Annotated in this window: 18 protein-coding genes; 13 read left to right on the plus strand and 5 right to left on the minus strand. The window is 52.0% G+C overall.

Going from position 1 to position 21,307, the window contains the following annotated elements; genetic code table 11:
- Positions 1 to 450 precede the first annotated feature (450 nt).
- Genes arnB through arnF form a run of 7 tightly spaced genes read left to right on the plus strand, consistent with a single transcriptional unit; the run spans position 451 to position 7,804 of the window.
- Positions 451 to 1,587, plus strand: a complete 1,137-nt coding sequence (arnB, locus tag C1N59_RS21690) for a UDP-4-amino-4-deoxy-L-arabinose aminotransferase (protein ID WP_283789036.1) — start codon at positions 451 to 453, stop codon at positions 1,585 to 1,587.
- Entirely contained in the window at positions 1,588 to 2,568 is a 981-nt protein-coding gene (gene arnC / locus C1N59_RS21695; RefSeq protein ID WP_033742463.1) for an undecaprenyl-phosphate 4-deoxy-4-formamido-L-arabinose transferase, read from the plus strand. It begins immediately after the preceding gene.
- Entirely contained in the window at positions 2,568 to 4,550 is a 1,983-nt protein-coding gene (arnA, locus tag C1N59_RS21700) for a bifunctional UDP-4-amino-4-deoxy-L-arabinose formyltransferase/UDP-glucuronic acid oxidase ArnA (RefSeq protein WP_394551114.1), read from the plus strand. The genes arnC and arnA overlap by 1 nt, the downstream gene beginning before the upstream one ends.
- A complete protein-coding gene (arnD, locus tag C1N59_RS21705; RefSeq protein ID WP_039339451.1) occupies positions 4,547 to 5,440 on the plus strand; it encodes a 4-deoxy-4-formamido-L-arabinose-phosphoundecaprenol deformylase in 894 nt (297 codons plus the stop codon). Before arnA ends, arnD begins: the two co-directional genes overlap by 4 nt.
- A gap of 5 nt (positions 5,441 to 5,445) precedes the next feature.
- Entirely contained in the window at positions 5,446 to 7,104 is a 1,659-nt protein-coding gene (gene arnT, locus C1N59_RS21710; RefSeq protein ID WP_058708901.1) for a lipid IV(A) 4-amino-4-deoxy-L-arabinosyltransferase, read from the plus strand.
- Positions 7,105 to 7,106: 2 nt separating this feature from the next.
- Positions 7,107 to 7,430 (plus strand): 4-amino-4-deoxy-L-arabinose-phosphoundecaprenol flippase subunit ArnE, encoded by a 324-nt coding sequence (arnE, locus tag C1N59_RS21715; RefSeq protein ID WP_039339447.1) that lies wholly within the window; start codon positions 7,107 to 7,109, stop codon positions 7,428 to 7,430.
- Positions 7,427 to 7,804 (plus strand): 4-amino-4-deoxy-L-arabinose-phosphoundecaprenol flippase subunit ArnF, encoded by a 378-nt coding sequence (gene arnF / locus C1N59_RS21720; RefSeq protein WP_367144127.1) that lies wholly within the window; start codon positions 7,427 to 7,429, stop codon positions 7,802 to 7,804. The genes arnE and arnF overlap by 4 nt, the downstream gene beginning before the upstream one ends.
- 128 nt (positions 7,805 to 7,932) lie before the next feature.
- Here the strand turns inward: arnF and C1N59_RS21725 are convergent, their stop codons facing one another.
- Positions 7,933 to 9,861, minus strand: coding sequence for a methyl-accepting chemotaxis protein (locus C1N59_RS21725; protein ID WP_394551116.1), 1,929 nt, complete (start codon positions 9,859 to 9,861; stop codon positions 7,933 to 7,935).
- Between the two features lie 588 nt (positions 9,862 to 10,449).
- On the opposite strand from C1N59_RS21725, the gene C1N59_RS21730 reads away from it, so the two are divergent.
- The 5 genes from C1N59_RS21730 to C1N59_RS21750 all read left to right on the plus strand — a co-directional run bounded on the left by C1N59_RS21730 (position 10,450) and on the right by C1N59_RS21750 (position 17,152).
- On the plus strand, positions 10,450 to 10,992 hold the full coding sequence (locus C1N59_RS21730; protein ID WP_058702549.1) for a chorismate mutase: 543 nt from the start codon (positions 10,450 to 10,452) through the stop codon (positions 10,990 to 10,992).
- Between the two features lie 537 nt (positions 10,993 to 11,529).
- The gene (locus C1N59_RS21735; RefSeq protein ID WP_394551300.1) at positions 11,530 to 12,765 is read left to right on the plus strand and encodes a carbohydrate porin; all 1,236 of its coding nucleotides are present in this window, start codon (positions 11,530 to 11,532) and stop codon (positions 12,763 to 12,765) included.
- 166 nt (positions 12,766 to 12,931) lie between these two features.
- Entirely contained in the window at positions 12,932 to 13,765 is an 834-nt protein-coding gene (licT, locus tag C1N59_RS21740; protein ID WP_205956042.1) for a BglG family transcription antiterminator LicT, read from the plus strand.
- Positions 13,766 to 13,891: 126 nt separating this feature from the next.
- Positions 13,892 to 15,745, plus strand: a complete 1,854-nt coding sequence (gene bglF / locus C1N59_RS21745; protein ID WP_394551119.1) for a PTS beta-glucoside transporter subunit IIABC — start codon at positions 13,892 to 13,894, stop codon at positions 15,743 to 15,745.
- A gap of 12 nt (positions 15,746 to 15,757) precedes the next feature.
- Positions 15,758 to 17,152, plus strand: a complete 1,395-nt coding sequence (locus C1N59_RS21750) for a glycoside hydrolase family 1 protein (protein ID WP_394551121.1) — start codon at positions 15,758 to 15,760, stop codon at positions 17,150 to 17,152.
- A 301-nt stretch (positions 17,153 to 17,453) separates the two neighbouring features.
- Here the strand turns inward: C1N59_RS21750 and C1N59_RS21755 are convergent, their stop codons facing one another.
- The 3 genes from C1N59_RS21755 to C1N59_RS21765 form a co-directional block, all read right to left on the minus strand.
- On the minus strand, positions 17,454 to 18,239 hold the full coding sequence (locus tag C1N59_RS21755) for an MBL fold metallo-hydrolase (RefSeq protein ID WP_039339434.1): 786 nt from the start codon (positions 18,237 to 18,239) through the stop codon (positions 17,454 to 17,456).
- 92 nt (positions 18,240 to 18,331) lie between these two features.
- On the minus strand, positions 18,332 to 18,835 hold the full coding sequence (locus C1N59_RS21760) for a GNAT family N-acetyltransferase (RefSeq protein WP_054634000.1): 504 nt from the start codon (positions 18,833 to 18,835) through the stop codon (positions 18,332 to 18,334).
- A gap of 3 nt (positions 18,836 to 18,838) precedes the next feature.
- Entirely contained in the window at positions 18,839 to 19,069 is a 231-nt protein-coding gene (locus C1N59_RS21765; RefSeq protein WP_394551123.1) for a putative hemolysin, read from the minus strand.
- An 89-nt stretch (positions 19,070 to 19,158) separates the two neighbouring features.
- Here C1N59_RS21765 and C1N59_RS21770 point away from each other — a divergent pair, with 89 nt between their 5' ends.
- Positions 19,159 to 19,725 (plus strand): NADPH-dependent FMN reductase, encoded by a 567-nt coding sequence (locus C1N59_RS21770; RefSeq protein ID WP_110268477.1) that lies wholly within the window; start codon positions 19,159 to 19,161, stop codon positions 19,723 to 19,725.
- Between the two features lie 60 nt (positions 19,726 to 19,785).
- Here the strand turns inward: C1N59_RS21770 and C1N59_RS21775 are convergent, their stop codons facing one another.
- Complete coding sequence (locus C1N59_RS21775) at positions 19,786 to 20,721, minus strand: flagellin N-terminal helical domain-containing protein (RefSeq protein ID WP_006121927.1); 936 nt, start codon at positions 20,719 to 20,721, stop codon at positions 19,786 to 19,788.
- Positions 20,722 to 21,307 lie beyond the last annotated feature (586 nt).

Consider the following 21,307-nt stretch of genomic DNA (forward strand, 5'->3'; position numbering starts at 1 on the left):
TAAAAGTTAGAAAAGTGATCACCGTCACTTTATGAGTGCAACGCGTGTATCAAAACTCCGAATTTCCCTTAGAAAATGCTATCTGTCAACAATGTAGATACCGCCTGGCAGCATTTGCAGAATGTGCGGTAATCTCTTCATGAAACTGTCAAACATATCTGTTTATTTAATGTGATTAATCTGGTAAACCTAATAAAGATCGTGTCAATTTGTGAATTGAATGAAGCGTTTAATGTTTGGTTAAGGTTACGAGCGTATCATTTGGCATCGTTATGAAGTGAATATTTTTCTAATATTTGACTTCACGATCAGAGGTCAGTGTACTTTGCCTCTTTTCGCGGATTTTAACGGAAAAAAATGAGCATAAGATTACATTTTGGCTGTTTTCATATTTCAAACTTATCCTCTTTCTTCTGGAAAAAAGGCAAAACAGTTTAAGGACATTACTTAATGGCGTTTCTTCCGTTTTCTCGTCCTTCTTTAGGCGAGACTGAATTGTTTGCAGTGCGTGAGGTCTTTGCGTCTGGCTGGATTACGACCGGGCCGAAGTGTGCTGAACTTGAGCGCGCATTTTGCCAGTTAACCGGCAATCAACACGCTATTGCCGTCACGTCTGCTACTGCCGGTATGCACGTCATGTTAATGGCGTTGGGCATCAAAGCCGGTGATGAAGTCATCACACCTTCCCTGACCTGGGTTTCTACGTTAAATATCATCACGTTACTTGGTGCGACGCCGGTGATGATCGATGTGGATATCGATAATCTGATGGTGACCCCTGAAGCTATCGAAGCGGCGATTACGCCGAAAACCAGGGCGATTATCCCTGTCCATTATGCGGGTGCGCCTGCGGATATGGACGCGATCTATGCTATCGGCCAACGCCATGGCATTCCGGTCATTGAAGATGCCGCGCATGCGGCCGGTACCCACTACAAAGGTAAACACGTGGGTGGCCAGGGAAATGCTATTTTTTCCTTCCATGCCATCAAAAACATGACCTGCGCAGAAGGTGGCCTGGTCGTCACCGACGACGCGGCTCTGGCCGATCGCATTCGCAGCCTGAAGTTTCATGGTCTGGGCGTCGACGCGTTTGATCGTCAAACACATGGCCGTCAGCCGCAGGCAGAAGTGATTATGCCGGGCTTTAAATACAATCTGCCGGATATCAGCGCGGCCATTGCGCTGGTTCAGCTGGAGAAGCTCCCCGAAATCAATCAGCGTCGCGCGGCAATAGCGCAACGTTACCTCGATGCCCTTAAAGATACGCCGTTTAAGCCTCTTGTTCCGCCCGCCTGGCAGCATCAGCACGCCTGGCATCTCTTCATTATTCGCGTTGATGAGCAGGCGTGCGGTATGACCCGTGATGCACTGATGCAGGCGCTGAAAGAGCAGGACATCGGCACGGGGCTGCATTTCCGTGCAGCGCATACGCACAAATATTACCGTGAGCATTATCCGCATTTATCGCTGCCTGCCACTGAGTGGAACAGCGAGCGTATTTGTTCCATTCCGTTGTTTCCCGACATGACTGACGATGACGTTGAACGCGTTATCAGCGCACTACGTGGACTGGCTGGGGTTTAAATGTTCGACGATAAAAAGATTGAAAAAGTATCGGTAGTCATCCCGGTTTACAATGAGCAGGAAAGCTTACCGGCATTGATTCAGCGTACCGATGATGCCTGTAAGAGCCTGAACCTGGACTATGAAATTCTGCTGGTCGACGACGGCAGCCAGGATGCGTCCGCGACGATGATCGCCGATGCAGCCTCACTGCCCGGCAGTCATATTGTCGCCGTTTTGCTCAACCGTAACTATGGTCAGCACTCCGCGATTATGGCGGGATTCAGCAATGTCAGCGGCGATCTCATCATCACGCTGGATGCCGATTTGCAAAACCCACCCGAAGAAATTCCCCGTCTGGTGGCCGCCGCTCAGGAAGGCTATGACGTTGTCGGCACGGTACGCCAGAATCGTCAGGACAGCTGGTTCCGTCGTCAGGCATCACGCACCATCAACCAGATGATCCAACGTGTGACCGGTAAATCGATGGGGGATTACGGTTGTATGCTGCGGGCTTATCGCCGTCACATTATCGATGCCATGCTTAACTGCCATGAGCGCAGCACGTTTATCCCGATCCTGGCTAACACCTTTGCGCGTCGTACGATTGAACTCCCGGTTACTCACGCAGAACGTGAACACGGCAGTTCGAAGTACAGCTTTATGCGCCTTATTAACCTGATGTACGACCTTGTCACCTGTCTCACAACCACACCACTACGCATGCTAAGTGTACTGGGTAGCCTGATTGCGATTGCAGGTTTTGCGTTCTCCGTGATTCTGATTCTGCTGCGGCTGTTTCTGGGCGCAGCCTGGGCTGGCGATGGTGTTTTTATGTTGTTTGCCGTCCTGTTTATCTTTATCGGCGCGCAATTTATCGGCATGGGACTGCTGGGTGAATACATTGGTCGTATCTACAACGATGTACGTGCCCGTCCACGCTATTTTATTCAACGTGTTATCAATCCTCAGAAAGACCGTTCTGTACAGGAAACCGAGTAATGAAAACTATCGTCTTCGCTTATCACGACATGGGTTGTGCGGGCATTAATGCGCTGTTGAAAGCAGGCTTCACTATCAGCGCCATCTACACCCATGCCGACACGGCGTCAGAAAATCACTTTTTTGGCTCAGTGGCGCGAATTGCGGCTGAAAATTCAATCCCGGTTTATGCTCCGGATGAGGTTAACCATCCGCTGTGGATCGATCGCATTAAATCAGCAGAACCTGATGTTATTTTCTCCTTTTACTACCGCAACCTGTTGTGTGACGACATTCTGAACTGCGCGAAGCAGGGCGCTTTTAACCTGCACGGTTCACTGCTGCCAAAATACCGCGGTCGTGCGCCATTAAACTGGGCGCTGGTGAATGGCGAAACGGAAACCGGTGTGACCTTACACCGCATGGTGAAAAAAGCCGATGCGGGTGAAATCATCGCGCAACAGCGCATCGCCATTGCTGAAGAAGACAACGCGTTAACCCTGCACCGCAAACTGGTTGACTGTGCCAGTGAGCTGCTGGAAAGCATCTTGCCCGCGATGAAACAGGGCAATATCGTCGGCAAGCCGCAAAACGAAGCGGAAGCCACGGTTGTGGGTCGCAGAACACCAGAAGATGGTCGCATCAACTGGAGCCTGCCTGCTAAACAAATCAATAATCTGGTCCGTGCCGTTACCGATCCATGGCCGGGCGCGTTTGCGTTTGCCGGCACCACAAAGTTTGTGGTCTGGAAAGCTAAAGTTTTAACGACCGCGCACAATGCTCGTCCGGGAACCGTGCTGTCAGCCGATCCGTTTGTTGTGGCTTGTGGTAAAGGCGCGCTGGAAATCCAGACGGGGCAAACCCCGAACAGCGTTTACATGAACGGTGTCCAGCTGGCGCAACATCTGGGCATGGTAAATGGCGCACTGCTGTATTCTCAGGCTGTGGCCGCCGTGAAGCGTCGCACCCGCGTGTTGATCCTGGGTGTTAACGGCTTTATTGGTAACCATCTGACCGAGCGCCTGCTGCAAGACGACAACTTCGAAGTGTTTGGCCTGGATATTGGTTCCGACGCGATCAGCCGCTTTGTTGGTCATCCGCGCTTCCAGTTTGTTGAAGGCGATATCAGCATCCACTCAGAGTGGATCGAATACCACATTAAAAAATGTGACGTCATTCTGCCGTTGGTCGCTATCGCCACGCCGATTGAGTATACCCGCAACCCGCTGCGCGTCTTTGAGCTGGATTTTGAAGAAAACCTCAAAATCGTTCGCGACTGCGTGAAGTACGGCAAACGTATCATTTTCCCGTCAACGTCCGAAGTGTATGGGATGTGTACCGACAGTAACTTTGATGAAGACCACTCGAACCTGGTCGTCGGTCCGATTAACAAACAGCGCTGGATCTACTCGGTTTCCAAGCAGCTGTTAGACCGGGTTATCTGGGCTTACGGTGAAAAAGAAGGTCTGCGCTTCACCCTGTTCCGTCCGTTTAACTGGATGGGCCCGCGCCTGGACAACCTCAATGCCGCGCGCATCGGAAGTTCGCGTGCCATTACCCAGTTGATTTTAAACCTGGTGGAAGGTTCGCCTATCAAGCTGTTTGATGGTGGTCGTCAGAAGCGCTGCTTTACAGATATCAGTGATGGTGTTGAAGCCCTGTTCAGAATTATTGAAAACAAAAACAATAACTGCGACGGGCAGATCATTAACATCGGTAATCCAGACAACGAAGCGAGTATCAAAGAGCTGGCAGAACGTCTGCTGGAGAGCTTTGAGCGTCACCCGCTGCGTGCCAGCTTCCCGCCGTTTGCCGGTTTCCGTGAAGTGGAAAGCAGCAGCTATTATGGCAAGGGCTATCAGGATGTTGAGCACCGTAAGCCTTCAATCCGTAATGCAAAACGCCTGCTGGGCTGGACACCTGAAGTGCAAATGAATACGACCATCGATAACACTCTCGACTTCTTCCTGCGCACTGTTGAGCTTCAGGACGATCAGGCATGAGGAAAGTCGGTCTACGTGTCGATGTCGATACCTGGCGCGGGACAAAACTTGGCGTGCCCGCGCTGATTGAGGTCTTCAAGAAACACGATGTCCAGTCATCCTTTTTCTTCAGTGTCGGGCCTGACAACATGGGACGCCATTTATGGCGTCTGATGAAGCCGCGCTTTCTGTGGAAAATGCTGCGCTCACGCGCAGCATCGCTTTATGGCTGGGATATCCTGTTGGCCGGGACCGCCTGGCCAGGAAAACAGATTGGGGCAGGGATGCGCGATATTATCCGCATGACGGCCGATTACCATGAAGTTGGCCTGCACGCCTGGGATCACTTTGCCTGGCAAACGTGGGCAGGCGTCTGGAATGAAGAACAGCTTATTCAGCAGATTGCGAAAGGACGGGATGCGCTGGAGGCCATTATCGGCAAACCTGTCACCTGTTCCGCCGTGGCGGGCTGGCGCGCAGATGGTCGTGTTATTCAGGCCAAGCAAACATTTGGTTTTGCCTACAACAGCGATTGCCGCGGTACCGCGCCTTTTCGCCCACAGTTGAGAAATGGCGAGCCGGGTACGGTACAGATCCCCGTGACGTTACCCACCTGGGACGAAGTGGTCGGTCCCACGCTGAGTGCTGAACGGTTCAACGATTACATCCTGGAACAGATTCACGCCGATCAGGGCACCCCGGTGTATACCATCCATGCTGAAGTCGAAGGTATCAGTCAACTCAATGCGTTCGATACGTTGTTACAGCGTGCCCGCGAGCAGGGAATACAATTTTGCCCGCTGAGCGACCTCTTGCCTGACGACCTCGATACATTGCCTGTCGGCAAGGTTGTTCGTGGGCACATTGCTGGCCGGGAAGGCTGGTTGGGTTGTGAGAATTTAACAAGGTAAGCACCATGACTGCCACCAAAAAGACGGTACTACTGGTTTCACTTTTCGTTCTTTATTATTTACTTCCTCTGGAGTTCCGCAATCTCTGGCAGCCTGATGAAACGCGTTATGCCGAAATCAGCCGTGAAATGCTGCAAAACGGCAACTGGATTACGCCGCACTTCTTCGGTCTGCGTTATTTCGAAAAACCCATCGCCGGCTACTGGTTCAATACTGTTGGACAGGCCATTTTTGGTCACAATAACTTCGCCGTCAGGATTGGTTCGGTCTTTTCAACCCTGATGAGCGCCATCCTGATTTACTGGCTGGGTTGTCGCCTGTTTGCTCGCCGTACCGTTGCTCTCACGGCCAGCGTTATCTTTATGACCTCACTTCTGGTCTACGGTATTGGTACTTATGCCGTGCTGGATCCGATGCTGACGTTATGGATGGTTGCGGCGATGTGCAGCTACTGGTTCGCCAGCGAAGCGCAAAATGTGCGGCAACGTATCCTCCGTTATCTGATTTTGGGCTTAGCCTGCGGCATGGGCTTTATGACCAAAGGTTTCCTTGCCCTGGCGGTTCCTGTACTGGCGATCCTTCCATGGGCGATCTGGAACCAGCGTTTTCGGGAACTGGTTATTTATGGCCCACTGGCGATTGTCAGTGCGGCAGCCATCAGTGCCCCCTGGGCGATTGCCATTCAGCAGCAGCAACCTGATTTCTGGCATTATTTTTTCTGGGTTGAGCATATCCAGCGTTTTGCCGAAGACAACGCACAGCATAAGGCACCTTTCTGGTACTACCTGCCAGTGCTGATTGCCGGCGCGCTGCCCTGGCTGGCGTTGTTACCGGGCGCACTGCGTTCAGGCTGGACCCAACGCCAGCAGTCCTCAGGTGGTGTTTATCTGTTGAGCTGGGTCGTGATCCCCTTGGTGTTTTTCAGCATTGCGAAAGGGAAACTGCCGACGTATATCCTGCCTTGCTTTGCGCCGCTGGCGCTGCTGATGGCTGACTATGCCTGGCGTAAAGTGGGTGAGAACACGCGCGTCTTTAAAGTCAACGCCTGGATCAATATCCTGTTTGGCGCGATCTGTGTGGTTACGTTGCTGGTCGTGCTGGCACCCTGGGGATTAAGCCATCGTCCGCTCTATGGCGCACATCAGCTGGTTGCACTCATTATGGCCGTGATCGCGTTTGCGGGCTGGGCTGTCGCGGGGGCTTTCAGCCTGAAATCGCCACAACGCAACTGGCTGGCCGCCGCGCTTTGCCCTTTGGCGCTGGCGCTCTGTGTCGGTTCGGCAATTCCGGAAAGCGTTGAGAATACCAAGCAACCCCAGGTCTTCATCCGCAGTATTGAAAACAGCCTGGCGAACAGCCGCTATATCTTAAGTGATAATTCCGGCGTGTCGTCAGCCATCGCCTGGACGCTGAAACGCAGCGATATCATTGCCTACAGTCAAAAGGGCGAGCTGCAGTATGGTCTTAGCTATCCCGATGCCCAGTCTGCCTATGTCAGCAGCGAGGATTTCCCGCAATGGCTTCAGGCGCACCGTAAGCAGGGCAATGTCTCGTTGATCATGATGCTGGAACGCGGTGAAGCGACACCCACAGATTTACCGCCAGCGGATGCGGTCTATCGCAACGGCCGGATGCTGTTACTGCAATACAATGCGGCTAACTGATCGTGAGTTTATTATTGGTGCTGCTCACCAGTTTACTCACCTGCGCAGGCCAGCTCTGTCAGAAACAGGCGGCACGGCAAACAAACAGGGCTAACCTGGCCGGCTGGCTGCTGGCCAGTCTTATCATGTTAGCGCTGGGGATGGTGGCCTGGTTGCTGGTGTTGCAGCGTTTGCCGGTAAGCCTGGCCTACCCGATGCTGAGTATTAACTTTATTCTGGTTGCCCTGGCCGCACGGTTTATCTGGCGTGAAAAAATGTCGCCTCTGCAATGGGCTGGCACGGTACTGATTGTCGCAGGCGTCGCCCTGATAGGGAGCTACGCATGAAGGGTTATTTGCTGGCCTTATGCAGCGTTTTGCTGGTGACACTCGCTCAGTTAATGCTGCGCTGGGCGATGCTTCAGTTGCCCAGTTTGCAGGCCGTGTTGATCCAGCATCCCGTGAACTGGCTGCCGCTGCTGATTCTGTGTGGCGGACTGACTGCTTACGCCTGTTCGATGGTGAGCTGGTTTCTGGCACTGCGTCATCTGCCGCTCAGCCGGGCCTATCCGTTGCTGAGCATCAGCTATGTACTGGTCTGGTTGATGGCAATCAGTCTGCCGCTGTTCGCTGAGCCTTTTCATACAGGCGCGATGGTCGGCGTCATGTTGGTGCTGGCAGGATTACTCTGTATGTGCATTAAGCCGCAAAAAACCGACTGAAATGACCAGCCCGGAACCGGCATCGTTATAAAGCAGTGCAACAAAATCAGTTCAGGATACGTGTTGCACCGCTCTTTTCAGCCAACTACAGTGACGCCGGCAACTTGCCGGCGTCACTGTTTCCGGTATCAGAACGTTTCCCAGTTGGCTTCAGTTACGCTGGACTGGCGTGCAGACACCACGACTTTAGGTGCCGCGGACGATATAGCCTGACTGGCCACCACACTTTTCTTATTACTGGGTACCCGGAATACAGCAACCGTTTTTTCCAGCGCTTCTGCCTGTGATTCCAGTGAGCTGGCAGCGGCTGAGGACTCTTCAACCAGCGCGGCGTTTTGTTGCGTCGTGGTGTCCATCTCTGTCATCGCCTGGGCGATCTGCGATATGCCACGATTCTGCTCGTCCGAGGCTGCCGCGATTTCGCTCATAATATCTTTAACCTGGGTCACCGACAGCACGATCTCGTCCATTGTCGTTCCCGCCTGATCCACTAGGGTCGAACCTTCATTGACGCGATTCAGTGAATCGCGGATCAGCGTCTCAATTTCCTTAGCCGCAACAGCGCTGCGCTGCGCCAGGTTTCTGACTTCGCCAGCGACAACGGCAAAACCACGCCCTTGTTCGCCGGCACGGGCCGCCTCCACGGCAGCGTTCAGGGCCAGAATATTCGTCTGGAAGGAAATACCGTTAATGACACTGATAATTTCGCCAATCTTACCTGAACTGGTCGTAATGCCTTGCATGGTGGTGACAACGCTTCGGATGATTTCACCGCCGCGTCCGGCATTGGCAGAAGCCTTAGTAGCGAGTTGGCTGGCGTGATGCGCGTTTTCCGCATTCTGTTTCACGGTGGAGGTTAACTCTTCCATACTGGCCGCAGTTTGCACCACGGCGGCAGACTGTTGCTCGGTCCGGGAAGACAGATCCATATTGCCGGCAGCGATCTCTGAAGAAGCCCGAGCCACGCCGTTCACGCCGTCGCGTACATGGGTAATGATGTTTTGCAGGCTGTCGTTCATCACGCTGACGGCCTGCATCAATTGCCCCAGTTCATCACGACGAGCCGTGGACAGCGAGGCGGTCAAATCGCCTTCCGCTATGCGTTTGGCTACGCTGAGCGTTTCTTTCAACGGAACCGTAATGGAAAGCGTTATTCGCCAGGCGATCAGCAGACTAAGCAGCACACAAATCGCGGCGACAATCGCAATCTGCGTTTCCGCTTTGTGTAACGCATTTGCGGATTCGGACGCCTGATAGTTAAAAAGCTCCGCAACGGACGTATTCAGTTTTCCGGCGGTGATGTTCAGTTGTTTGGACGCGGTTGTCTCTACCGCCACGGCTGACAGATAGTCAGTAAAGGCCTGCCTGAGTTGCGCCAAATCCGTTTTCTGCGTCGCCAGCACCGCCTGGATATCCGGGACAGACAGCGCGAGCAACTGCGCGCGCAACTGGGTAACGGTGGAAATGTTGTCGCTGATTTCACTTTTACTGGATTCGGTCGGTTTGTCGACAAAACGCTCTACATCACCGGCGATCTCTTTCAGTATCGATGCTAAGCGCAACACCTGGAGCATGGCCTCAGGCTGAGCGGGAATCGTGATACCATCAAGCCGTTGACCGACAGCCAGCAGATCATTGTTTTGAATGAGGGAGGCGGCAGCAAACGTTTTTTGCGAGGCATTATAAAAAACCTCGCGGTGCGTCTTATAGTTTTCCAGTTCGTTTGCGGCAGTAGTAAGTGTGTTTTCGCCCTGACTGTCCCAGCTAAACGTTTTAAGTTTGTTTACCTGTGCTGTTAAATCGTTCAGCGCTTTTGCGTTAACCTGCGCATAATGTTCGTCTTTCGTGTACTGATAAAGCAGCCGGCTGGTTCGTGCTTCACCGAGTGTGTTGACAAAATCGACAGTAATGTCCTGTTTTTGCGCATTCTCTTTAATGGTTTCAAAGCCTTTAAACGCTAACAGTGCGATGGTCAGGGTTGCAACTATCAGCACAACAAAACTGAGCCCCAGCTTTTTCCCCATTTTCATATCGGAAAACGTACGCGTAATAAACATGATTCCACCCTGATAGCCGGTAAGGGAAATAATTTGCAGCGAGAAACAGGCTTCTACTGCTTAATAAAACTTATCGACTGTCACGTTGAAAACTTTAGAGACGTTTTGAAATAAAACTTCACAAATATGGAGGTGATGCATTTGCACTGTTTTAAAAGAAAAATTAAAACTTTAAACGTCATTAATAAAAGGCATGATAATTAGCTTGCGAATAATAAGAGGCGAGTTCTGTCTGACGTTTTTTTACCTTTTCTGGCGTTATGAGAACAAAAATTTTACTGTTTCAAACTTCCATAAATTTATAATTTTATAAAAATATTCAATAGCTTAATCAGTAAGCTGATTGATTTCTCACTGATTGTCCGCTCAACTTGTTGACTAAATATTAACATTGAAGCGGCGCGGTTAAGGTGGCCATAATGTTAGTGTAGGTATTCTAATGATTTATGATCTTCAACCCTGGGTGTGTTTATAATTTGTATTAGTTAATTACAGAGATTAACTAATGTTTCACAGACACTTCATTATTGAGAGGTGCGTTTAATATGATTAATCTTTTTCAACTATTTGGAAACAGGCTAACCAAACATGCAATATATGACCTTTCTGCTGGCCGCCCTTATTTTTAGCGGCTCCGCTGCTGCTGCGCCTGCAGCATCTCAACCTGTCTCTCTGCTCTCACGCGCACTGCATGAAAGAATGCTGCTGATGAAAGACGTCGCAGCGTTCAAAAAAGTGCATAACAAGCCAGTTGAAGACCTGACCAGGGAAAAGGATGTGCTGGCAGAAGCGCAGGAAAAATCGGCTCAGGCCGGGCTGGATCCCCAATCTGTTACCGTCTTCTTTCAGGCGTTGATGGATGCCAGCAAAGCGATTCAGTATCGCTACATGGCGGACTGGCTGGCCAAACCTCAGTCGGTCCCACCGGCTAAAGATCTGGCTGAGTTGAGAAAGCAAATCAATCAGTTAGATGAACAAATTCTGCAAGCGATTCATCAGCAACTGTCGCAGGGCAGTTTTTCGAAAGGCGATTTAACCTCTCTTCATCACCAACTGGATGTGCAACATCTGAGTGGGGATGATATTAATAACGTTTTACAGGGACTTGAGCAAATTAAACTAAAGCGGTAACGTGCCGCCAGCGTACACGCGATAAATAACGAACGACTTCTCATTATATCTGCATTGCAACATCACGCCCGTCCTGTCAGGCGGGCGATGCTGTTTTCACTTCCTGGCTGTTATGCCGGAAATCCCCTTTTGATACGCGCAGGTAATGCACTCATTCTGCTCGGCGCACGACTGTTTCTTCCGACAAAACTGCTACCTGAATCACATACGTAGCCAATACATGCTTCCTGAAAACCTTACAGATGATAAGGTTTTTGGCGACTGAATTCAGGATTGTTACTGGTCAACAGGCAAAACCTGAACGCGATATGGGATAACCCATTAAGCGTTCAGGTTTTTTTTGGCTTAAAGAACAGGCAACACCCTAACAAACTGAACATTCCCCATTTTCACATATGTATGTTTATCAGGATGTAAAGAAAGATGATAAATGCTCGCTACAAACAGTATGTACTCGCGCTTTTGCTGGTTTCACCGCTATCAGTCGGCCAGGAATGGAATGGCACGGTATTAGGTTTTGACGCTTCTCCCGCTCCCATGCTGGGCGATATGTTGGGTATTCGTAACATCCTTAATGATAACGGTTTTACCTACAATCTGGGTTATCTGAACGAAATCGGCTGGAATGCTGGCGGGGGCTACCATCAAGACTCGCATGTGGCTTATATCGATCAGTTTGCGTTGACCTTCACTCAGGATTTGGCGCGCTGGACAGGTATTCCCGATGCACGAATTGAGGGGAATATCGTCAATCGTAACCACAATGATGACCTCACCACCAGACGCGTACAGGATCCGCGAGTGAATATCAACGACCTGACGCAGGAAAGCTGGGGCGGCCAGTCCATTACCCGTCTGGGCTGGCTGACCTTTGCGCGCAGTTTTGACGATCGCCGCATCACCTGGCGAATCGGGATGATGAATAAGGTCCAGACCTTCGATCAGATCATTCCCTGTGACTTCCAGCTACTTTCCCAGTGCGGCGGCAAGTCGGCTAACGCGCTCACCTGGCATAACTGGAACGTCCACACCTGGGGCACCACGCTGGCGTATAACGTGACGCCGGCCATCACATTAAAAGGGGGTGTGATGGAGCAGAACCCGGATGCCTCCAGCCGTCATCATGCCTGGAGCGGGTCGACGAAGGGCAGCAAAGGCATATTACTTCCGGTTGAAATTGAAGCGCGCCCGATGATCAATCATCTTCCCGGAGCGTATAACCTGGGCGTGGTATTCACCAATGCGCCACAAACGGATCTTTATCACGGAAGATCGGGTGGGGCAGGGGCAACAGACCCAGAAGGTTATACACAACGCAATCGTACCTGGTTTGTGTACGCCGGAATGAATCAGCAACTCACGCAGCATAAGGACGATTCGAATCGTGGGTTAAGTGCCTCCGCCAGTATGAGCCTTGCCGACCAGCGTACTAATTATATTCATCAGGTTTATGCCGCCTCAGTGCGCTATCGGGGACTGTTTGACGCACGACCGGAAGACTGGATGGGTCTTGGTCTCAGCTGGATTGATATGAGCACTGGCTATGCCCGAAATCAGCGCTATATGAATACACTTAGCGGGCTGAGTGATCATAACAATCCGATGTATCATCCGGTACCGGGCCATTCCCTGAACGGGGAGTTTTACTATCGCTTCCGTCCTCTGTCGTGGCTGGAGCTACAGCCGGGCATACAGTACTGGCACCATCCGGGCGGCGTATCGCGCACGCAGGATGCCTGGGTCACCACGCTGAAAACCGCGGTAACTTTCTGACCCCACAGCAAAAGTACGATATGTGTCACGTTTTTTACGTATGATACGGATAGGTTGCAATTGAAACTGATAGAGTTCCCTCACTGGATTGTGACTGCTAAAAGCAGGCAAAACCTGATTTTCTGGCTTCTGCCGGATGTCAGGTTTTTTTGTTTCTGGGGTTCCGATGAAAATCGCCAAAATTCTTAATAACAATGTGGTGGTTGCTCTGGATGAGCGTGGGTCCGAACAGGTTGTCATGGGACGTGGGCTGGCCTTTCAGAAGCGCGCAGGGGACACGCTGGAAACCGCACTGATTGAAAAGGTGTTTGCGCTGCAGAATGACGTGCTGGTGCGTCGGCTAGGGGAACTGCTGAGTCAGATCCCACTTGAGGTGATGACGACCTGTGACCAGATCATCAGGCTGGCAGGACAGCGGCTGGGAAAGCTGCAGGATAGTTTGTATATCACCTTAACCGACCACTGCTACTTTGCGATTGAGCGGCAAAAGAAAGGGCTGGCAATCAAAAATGTGTTGCTGTGGGATATTAAACGTCTCTATCCCAGAGAATTTGGGCTGGGTCAGGAGGCGAGGGCCATTATTGCCCGACGTCTGCATGTCGATTTGGCCGAGGATGAGGCGGGATTTATTGCTCTGCATCTGGTCACGGCCCAGTTGGACAGTGAAATGCCTGAAGTGATGCATGTCACCAGGATCATGCAGGAGATCCTGCAACTGGTGAAGTATCAACTGCACCTGGAGTACGACGAAGAGTCGCTCAGCTATCAGCGTTTCGTTACTCATCTGAAGTTTTTTGCCCAGCGAATGCTGACCCGCACGGTGGTGCAGGATGACGATGTGTCTTTGCATGCGGCGGTGAAAGACAATTACGGCATGGCCTGGAAATGCGCCGGAAAAATCGCTCAGCACCTGAATAAAAACTATCAGCGCGAGCTGACAACCGAAGAAATCATGTTTCTCACCCTCCATATTGAGCGGGTGAGAAAAGAGGGGCGTTAAGCCTCAACACGGGATTGTTACTGCATTACGCAGGCAAAACCTGAGTGCGGCCTTCTGACGAAGGACGCCCTCAGGTTTTTTTTAATTCAACAGGTGGCTACAGGCACCGGATGTAAGGAAAACGAGATGGAATACCAGGCTTTAGCGAAGGATATTCTCAGCCACGCTGGCGGAAAAGAGAACATCATCAGCCTTGTGCATTGCGCAACCCGGCTTCGTTTTAAACTGAAAGACAAGCAGAAAGCAGATGCCGAGGGGCTGAAGAACAACCCGGATGTGATTATGGTGGTAGAAAGCGGCGGCCAATTTCAGGTCGTCATTGGGAACCACGTCCATGACGTCTGGCAGGCGGTGCGCAACGAGGCCGGGCTGACTGATGACGCGCCTGTCGTGGAGGAAAAGGGCGACAAGGGCACCTTATCTGGCCGCCTGATCGACATTGTCTCCGGAATTTTTACGCCATTTATCGGCGTCCTGGCGGCCTCTGGTATCCTCAAAGGGTTACTGGCGCTGGCAGTGGTCTGCGGTTGGCTCACCACGGAAAGCGGCACCTATAAAATATGGTTCGCCGCCAGCGACGCGCTGTTTTTCTTTTTTCCATTAGTGCTGGGCTACACCGCTGGGAAAAAGTTCGGCGGTAATCCTTTTATCACCATGGTCATTGGCGGCGCGCTGACCCATCCGATCATGATCGCTGCGTTCAACGCCAGCCAGCAGCCGGATGCGGTGACCGAGGCGTTTCTCGGCATTCCGGTGACCTGGTTTAACTACAGCTCGTCCGTAATCCCGATTATTCTTGCCGCGTGGGTAAGCTGCTGGCTGGAAAGACTGAGTACGAAGCTGCTGCCATCCTCGATGAAAAATTTCTTCGCGCCGCTCATTTGCCTGGGCGTGACGGTCCCCCTGACTTTCCTGGTGATTGGCCCACTGGCAACCTGGCTCAGCCAGATGCTGGCAAACGGTTATCAGTGGATCTATGCACTGGCACCGTGGCTGGCGGGCGCGGCAATGGGCGCGCTCTGGCAGGTCTGCGTCATCTTTGATCTGCACTGGGGGCTGGTACCGTTGATGATCAACAACGTGGCGGTGCTGGGCCACGACTCTATGTTGCCGATGCTGCTGCCTGCGGTCTTCGGTCAGGTGGGTGCGGCGTTAGGGGTCTTCCTGCGCACCCGCGATGCGCGTCAAAAAATGCTGGCCGGATCGTCCGTGACGGCAGGGATCTTCGGCATTACCGAACCCGCGGTCTATGGTGTCAATCTGCCGCTGCGCCGCCCCTTTATCTTTGGCTGCGTGGCGGGAGCTGTCGGTGGAGCTATTGTTGGCTTCAGCGATACCCACGTTTATTCGTTTGGCTTTGCCAATATTTTTACCCTCGCCCAGATGATACCGCCGGGCGGCGTGGATGCCACGTTGTGGGGCGGCCTTTTCGGCACAATGGTGGCACTGGTCCTGAGTTGCGGTCTGACGTTGGTCGCCGGGATGCCAGCGCGCGCAACGCCTAACGGGCACGCATCAGCAGGCAAAAACACGGTGTTATCGCCGATGACCGGCACCGTTCTGGCACTTGACCAGGTGCCGGATACCACCTTCGCCAGCGGCCTGCTGGGCAGCGGTGCCGCTATCATCCCGTCTGATAACAACGTCGTTGCCCCTTTCACCGGCGTGGTTGCCTCGCTTTTTCAGACCAAACATGCCATTGGCCTGCTCAGCGACAGCGGCATTGAAGTATTGATTCACGTGGGCATCGACACCGTGAAGCTCAATGGCATCCCCTTTACCGCTCACGTGAAGGTAGGTGACAGCGTGCAGCCGGGCGATCTGCTGCTGGAGTTTGATCGTCATGCAATTATCGATGCCGGTTACGACCTGACGACCCCGATTATTATCAGCAACAGCGACGAATATCGCGAGGTAGCGACCGTGGCGGCAACATTCGCCAATGCCGGTGTACCGCTAATCTGCGTAAGCCATCAATAACAGGAGAACATAATGAAGACTTTCCCGGATGATTTTTTATGGGGTGGGGCGTTAGCCGCCAACCAAACAGAGGGTGCTTATCTGGACGATGGAAAAGGGCTGTCAACTTCTGACGTTCAGCCACAGGGGGTTTTTGGTCCGGTGGTAGAGCGCGTCGCGGGAGACAGCAGTATCAAGGATGTGGCTATCGACTTCTATCACTGCTATCCGGAAGACATCAAACTTTTTGCTGAAATGGGTTTTAAATGCCTGCGCGTCTCGATTGCCTGGACGCGTATTTTCCCGAACGGTGATGAGCAGCAGCCGAACGAGGCAGGGCTGGCTTTTTACGACAGGCTGTTTGACGAGCTGGCCGCGCACGGTATCAAGCCGCTTGTCACGCTGTCACATTATGAAATGCCATGGGCGCTGGTAAAGCAGTACGGCGGCTGGGGAAGTCGTCAGACTATCGGTTTTTTTGAACGCTACGCCCGCACTGTGTTTGCGCGCTACAAAGAGAAGGTGAAGCTGTGGCTGACTTTCAACGAGATCAACATGTCCTTGCACGCGCCGCTGACTGGCGTTGGTCTGCCGGAAACCAGCAATAAAGGCGAAGTGTACCAGGCAATCCATCATCAACTGGTCGCCAGCGCGCTGGCGGTAAAAGCCTGTCATGACATTATTCCTGATGCCAGAATCGGCAATATGCTGTTGGGCGGCCTGGTATACCCGCTGACCTGCAAGCCAGAAGACGTGCTGGAAGCGCTACAGGAGAACCGCAGCTGGCAGTTCTTCGGTGACGTGCAGTGCCGCGGTGCCTACCCGGGCTATATGCTGCGCTTCTTCCGTGACAACGGTATTCAGATTGACATCACCGATGCCGACCGCGAGGCGCTGACATCAACGGTCGACTTTATCTCGTTCAGCTACTATATGAGCGGCTGTGTCACCACCGATGAGGCGTTAAATCAGCAGGCACGGAGCAACATCCTGAGCATGGTGCCAAACCCGCATCTGGCAAGCTCCGAATGGGGCTGGCAGATAGATCCTGTCGGTCTGCGTACGCTGCTCAACGTGCTCTGGGATCGTTATCAGAAACCGCTGTTTATCGTGGAAAACGGCCTGGGTGCGAAGGATAAACCTGACGCGGACGGCGTAGTGCAGGATGACTACCGCATCAGCTACCTTAATGACCATTTAGTACAGGTGCGCGAGGCGATTGACGACGGTGTAGAGGTGATGGGCTATACCAGTTGGGGGCCCATCGATCTGGTCAGCGCCTCCAGAGCCGAGCTGTCCAAGCGCTATGGTTTTATTTATGTTGACCGCGATGACAATGGGAACGGCACGCTGGCGCGCAGCCGCAAGAAAAGTTTCTGGTGGTATAAAGAGGTTATCGCCACCAGTGGTGCATCGCTGGCACCCTGATCCCGCGCGAAAGGGTGAGTCAACTGAACTCGCCCTGACGTTCCTGTGCCGCTACAGACCGGAACGACGGTGCTCATGCGGCCCGCGCGCAGGCGTTGATGACGGTGTCGTTTTTGCTGAATGCGGCCAACAGATGAATCCGTTGATAGCGCCACTGACAGGGATCGTAGCGTAGATGATGAGGCTGCCTCATCGCCGTAAGGGTGAGTCATAAAGCCTGTCTGAGGTATATCGACGAATGAAAAACGTGGGTTAAGCGGGTGATGGCGTTGGCCGCTTAACCGTCCGTCACTGCTCTGTCTTACTGCAGGCAGTCTATATATTTTTGAGCTGAGCGGTTCACCACCTGTTTCGCGTCAGACGCAATATCGCGCCCTTCAAACGCACTATAAAGTCGATCAAAGGCAAAGGGGGTCAGACGCTCGGTTATTGTCCTGATGTTGTCCGCCGGTAAAGGCAGCATGTTGGGATAACTCCACATGAAGGACACAGCATTTGCCCCCGGCGCAACCTGAATAATATCGCCAGACAACAGGATGCCTTCATTTTTTGCCCAGTGCAGTACCGTGCCGCCCGCGAAGTGGCCACCCAGCCGCAACAAACTTATGTCAGGGAGCAGAGTCAGGACATCGCCATCCCATAACTGCAGATGTGGGCTGTCACGCACAATCCATTCGCTGTCGCTGGCGTGGATATACAATGGCGCATCAAATATTGCTGCCCAGTCTTGCATGTTGCTGTAATAGTGGGGATGTGAAATCGCAATTGCGTCGATACCGCCCAGCGCACGAATGATATCGACGGTGGCGGCATCAAGGTTAGGTATGCAGTCCCACAGCACGTTGCCCTGTTGTCCTTTAATCAAAAACGCGCGCTGGCCGATGGCAAAATCAGGCACAGACTGCAGGCTAAACAATCCCGTTTCAGGTTGCTGCCATTTGTTGCTGTGCGCGGCATGGAGCGCTTCACTGGATGTCCATTGTTGCCCTGAAGCCGGCACGTACTGACGTTCATCTTCGCAAATTATGCAGTGGGTTGTTTCCATCTGCGAGTAGGCGGTTCCGCATGTGACACAGATCTTTGTCATCCTGTTCTCCCCCGTTAATGTCTTAGATTCATTGTAGAATCTGCATCGGAAGCAGGTTTCCTTTTGTGCTATGCGCGGCGGTTTTGAGGTTGCTAACCCTGATGGCTATAGACAAAAAAATCTTCATCTTGCATAGCAAACTGTGCCACCGGGTACATGCCAAGGCGTTGATGGGCCTGAATTGAACGGCTGTTTTGCGCCTGAATAAATAACACAGGTGCGCCCTGATGATACTGGCACATGTGGTGATAAAGGCGTTTTAGTAATCCCTTTCCCCGTTCAGCCTCACTGATACAAACCGGGCCGTAGAGCCAACAGTGCCACCCCGGTGGCCACGCATGAAGCATCGCGTTAATCATCTCGGGTTCGTGCTGAGTGGGAATGGCGCTAAATAATACGCCGGTAATCGCCTCATCGCGCTGGGCAACCACTGTCCTGGCACCGGCACGACGCAGCATCCCTTCAACTTTATCGGCAGGAAAATCCCCATTCAGTGTGCCGCCGCGTCCGGCCGAGTTTGCCTGAAGCAGGGCTGTAATTCCGGCCAGATCGTGCAGGGTCGCCAGTCTGATAACCGAGCGGTCAGAATTCACCACAGCTTACCCCTTCGATTCGTCACGGCGGTACAAGGTCCATTCCTCGATATGTTCACCCGAAGGCAGCGTACAGTAGTCCACTTCACCCGTTGGCGTTTTTACAATATCGCTTTTTCCGCCAACGGCCAGACAATGCTGTGAGGCAGGATTGGCGAGGCCTGATGTGCGGGTGCGATGATCCTGCGCACAGCCCACGACCAAAATTGATGTTAAAACCAACAAAAATTGCCGCATAACCACTCACTTTTAATCCGTCAGAAACGCCATATTATATTCCAGACGTGGCGTGAAAACGCACTTAGCCATCGAAAAGAGGAACGACAATGTCAGACAAGCCGTTAAAAATGGTTACCTTACTGGGCAGCCTGAGAAAAGGATCGTATAACGCGATGATTGCGCATGCGCTACCGCAACTGGCACCGCAGGGCGTGGTGGTAGAAGCGCTGCCGTCAATCCGGGATATTCCACTTTATGATGCGGATATCCAGCAGGAAGCAGGCTTTCCAGATACCGTCACGGCGCTGGCTGAACAGATCCGCCAGGCTGATGGCGTCATTATCGTGACCCCTGAATACAACTACTCCGTTCCTGGCGGACTGAAAAATGCCATCGACTGGTTGTCTCGCGTGCCCAATCAGCCTTTAGCCGGTAAGCCCGTGGCGATTCAAACGAGTTCAATGGGGGCTATCGGTGGCGCACGCTGTCAGTATCATCTGCGGCAGATTCTGGTTTTTCTGGATGCGATGGTGTTAAACAAACCGGAATTCATGGGGGGCGTTATCCAGAATAAAGTGGATGAGCAGGCCGGAGAGGTGATTGAACAGGGTACAAGAGAGCATCTGGCTAAGCAGTTAGCGGCATTTAGCGACTTCATTCGAAAGGTGAGCTGACAAACCGCCGCTGAGTGATAAGAACCACGCCTGTAACAGGCGTGGTTCCTGAATTGGCTCTTAACGCAGTAATGACAGCATCGTCTGTGGCACCTGGTTGGCCTGCGCCAGTACCGAGGAACCTGCCTGCTGGAGGATCTGAGCACGTGACATATTCGACACTTCCGTCGCGTAATCCGCATCCTGAATACGGCTGCGGGCAGCAGTCAGGTTGGTGACGGTGTTGTTCAGGTTGCTGATGGTGGACTCAAAACGGTTCTGAGACGCACCCAACAGGCTACGCTGACTGTCAACGGCTTTAATCGCTTTATCAATATCTGCCAGCGGTGTGCTGCCAGATGCTGTACCGCCCGATCCACCGGTAACGGCACCTTTCAGTACGTCAAAGCCGATAGCCGCGGTGCTGCGGGCTGTACCATTCACTGTCTGACCGGTTGTTGAACTGGTGTTTTGCACGTTACCAGAAGAGGCGTTACCTGCTGCGGCCAGGTCAAAACTGTCACTTGAACTGATGGTAATTCCGATCGTTTGGCCATCCTGCGCACCAACCTGGAAGTTGTAGGTGGTGCTGCCTGAACCGGTGTTCAGTACTTTGAGTCCGTTAAAATCGGTCTGCTTGGTATCGCGGTCGATTTCCTGCATGCGCTGGTTAACTTCAGCCTGAATCGAATCGATATCCGAAGCAGAGTTGGAGCTGTTCTGCGCCTGAACGGTCAGATCGCGGACGCGCTGCAGATTGTTGTTTATCTCATCCAGCGCACCTTCCGCTGTCTGAGACAATGAAATACCGTCGTTCGCGTTACGCGCAGCAACGGTCAGACCGTTGATGTTTGACGTAAAACGGTTAGCAATCGCTTCACCCGCGGCATCATCTTTTGCGCTGTTAATACGCAGGCCCGATGACAGACGTTCAATAGCGGTACCCAGAGAAGACTGAGACTTATCCAGGTTATTCTGAGTGATGAGCGACAGAACGTTAGTGTTAATCACTGACATGATAAATTCCTTCTAAGGAGAACGTATGATTTACGCATTATTATTATCGAAACGAAACCACAGAACTTTAATTAAAAATCGCCAGATAAGATTAATTCGTGAATAGCAGAAGTGCCGTTTTAAGCGAAAGGAAACGCCTGCGGTATCCTTGTAAAAAAGAATTATTGCCACACATCAAATACAACCAAATTACTTAATTCCTTAACCTTAAAAACTTTTTGTTACAGCATTTACTGTTAAATAGCACGGATAATTAAATATCAGAAAAAGTCCCTGATGCCAGGCGGTTGCCTTATTTTCTTCCTGTTTATGCATTGATAAGAAAACCTGTATTAAACCTGTCTAAAAAAGCCCGCCAAGATATATCATTACTTCCGTGTAACACTTTGAAATAATGAAAGTTATGCGAAAATCGTTTTACGTCCTGGCGCAACGTGGTCAGAGAGGATGAGTGGTATTGCATTGCAAAGCAAGTGGGCAGGGTAGCACGGCCCAATCACTGCTGCTGGTTTCACAGAAACGGAAGAAATTAATCTAAACCTGTATTACGTATGACTCAGCTCTGAAAGAGAGTGGTAAAGCGTTA

It is taken from the genome of Pantoea sp. SGAir0183, assembly GCF_043545505.1.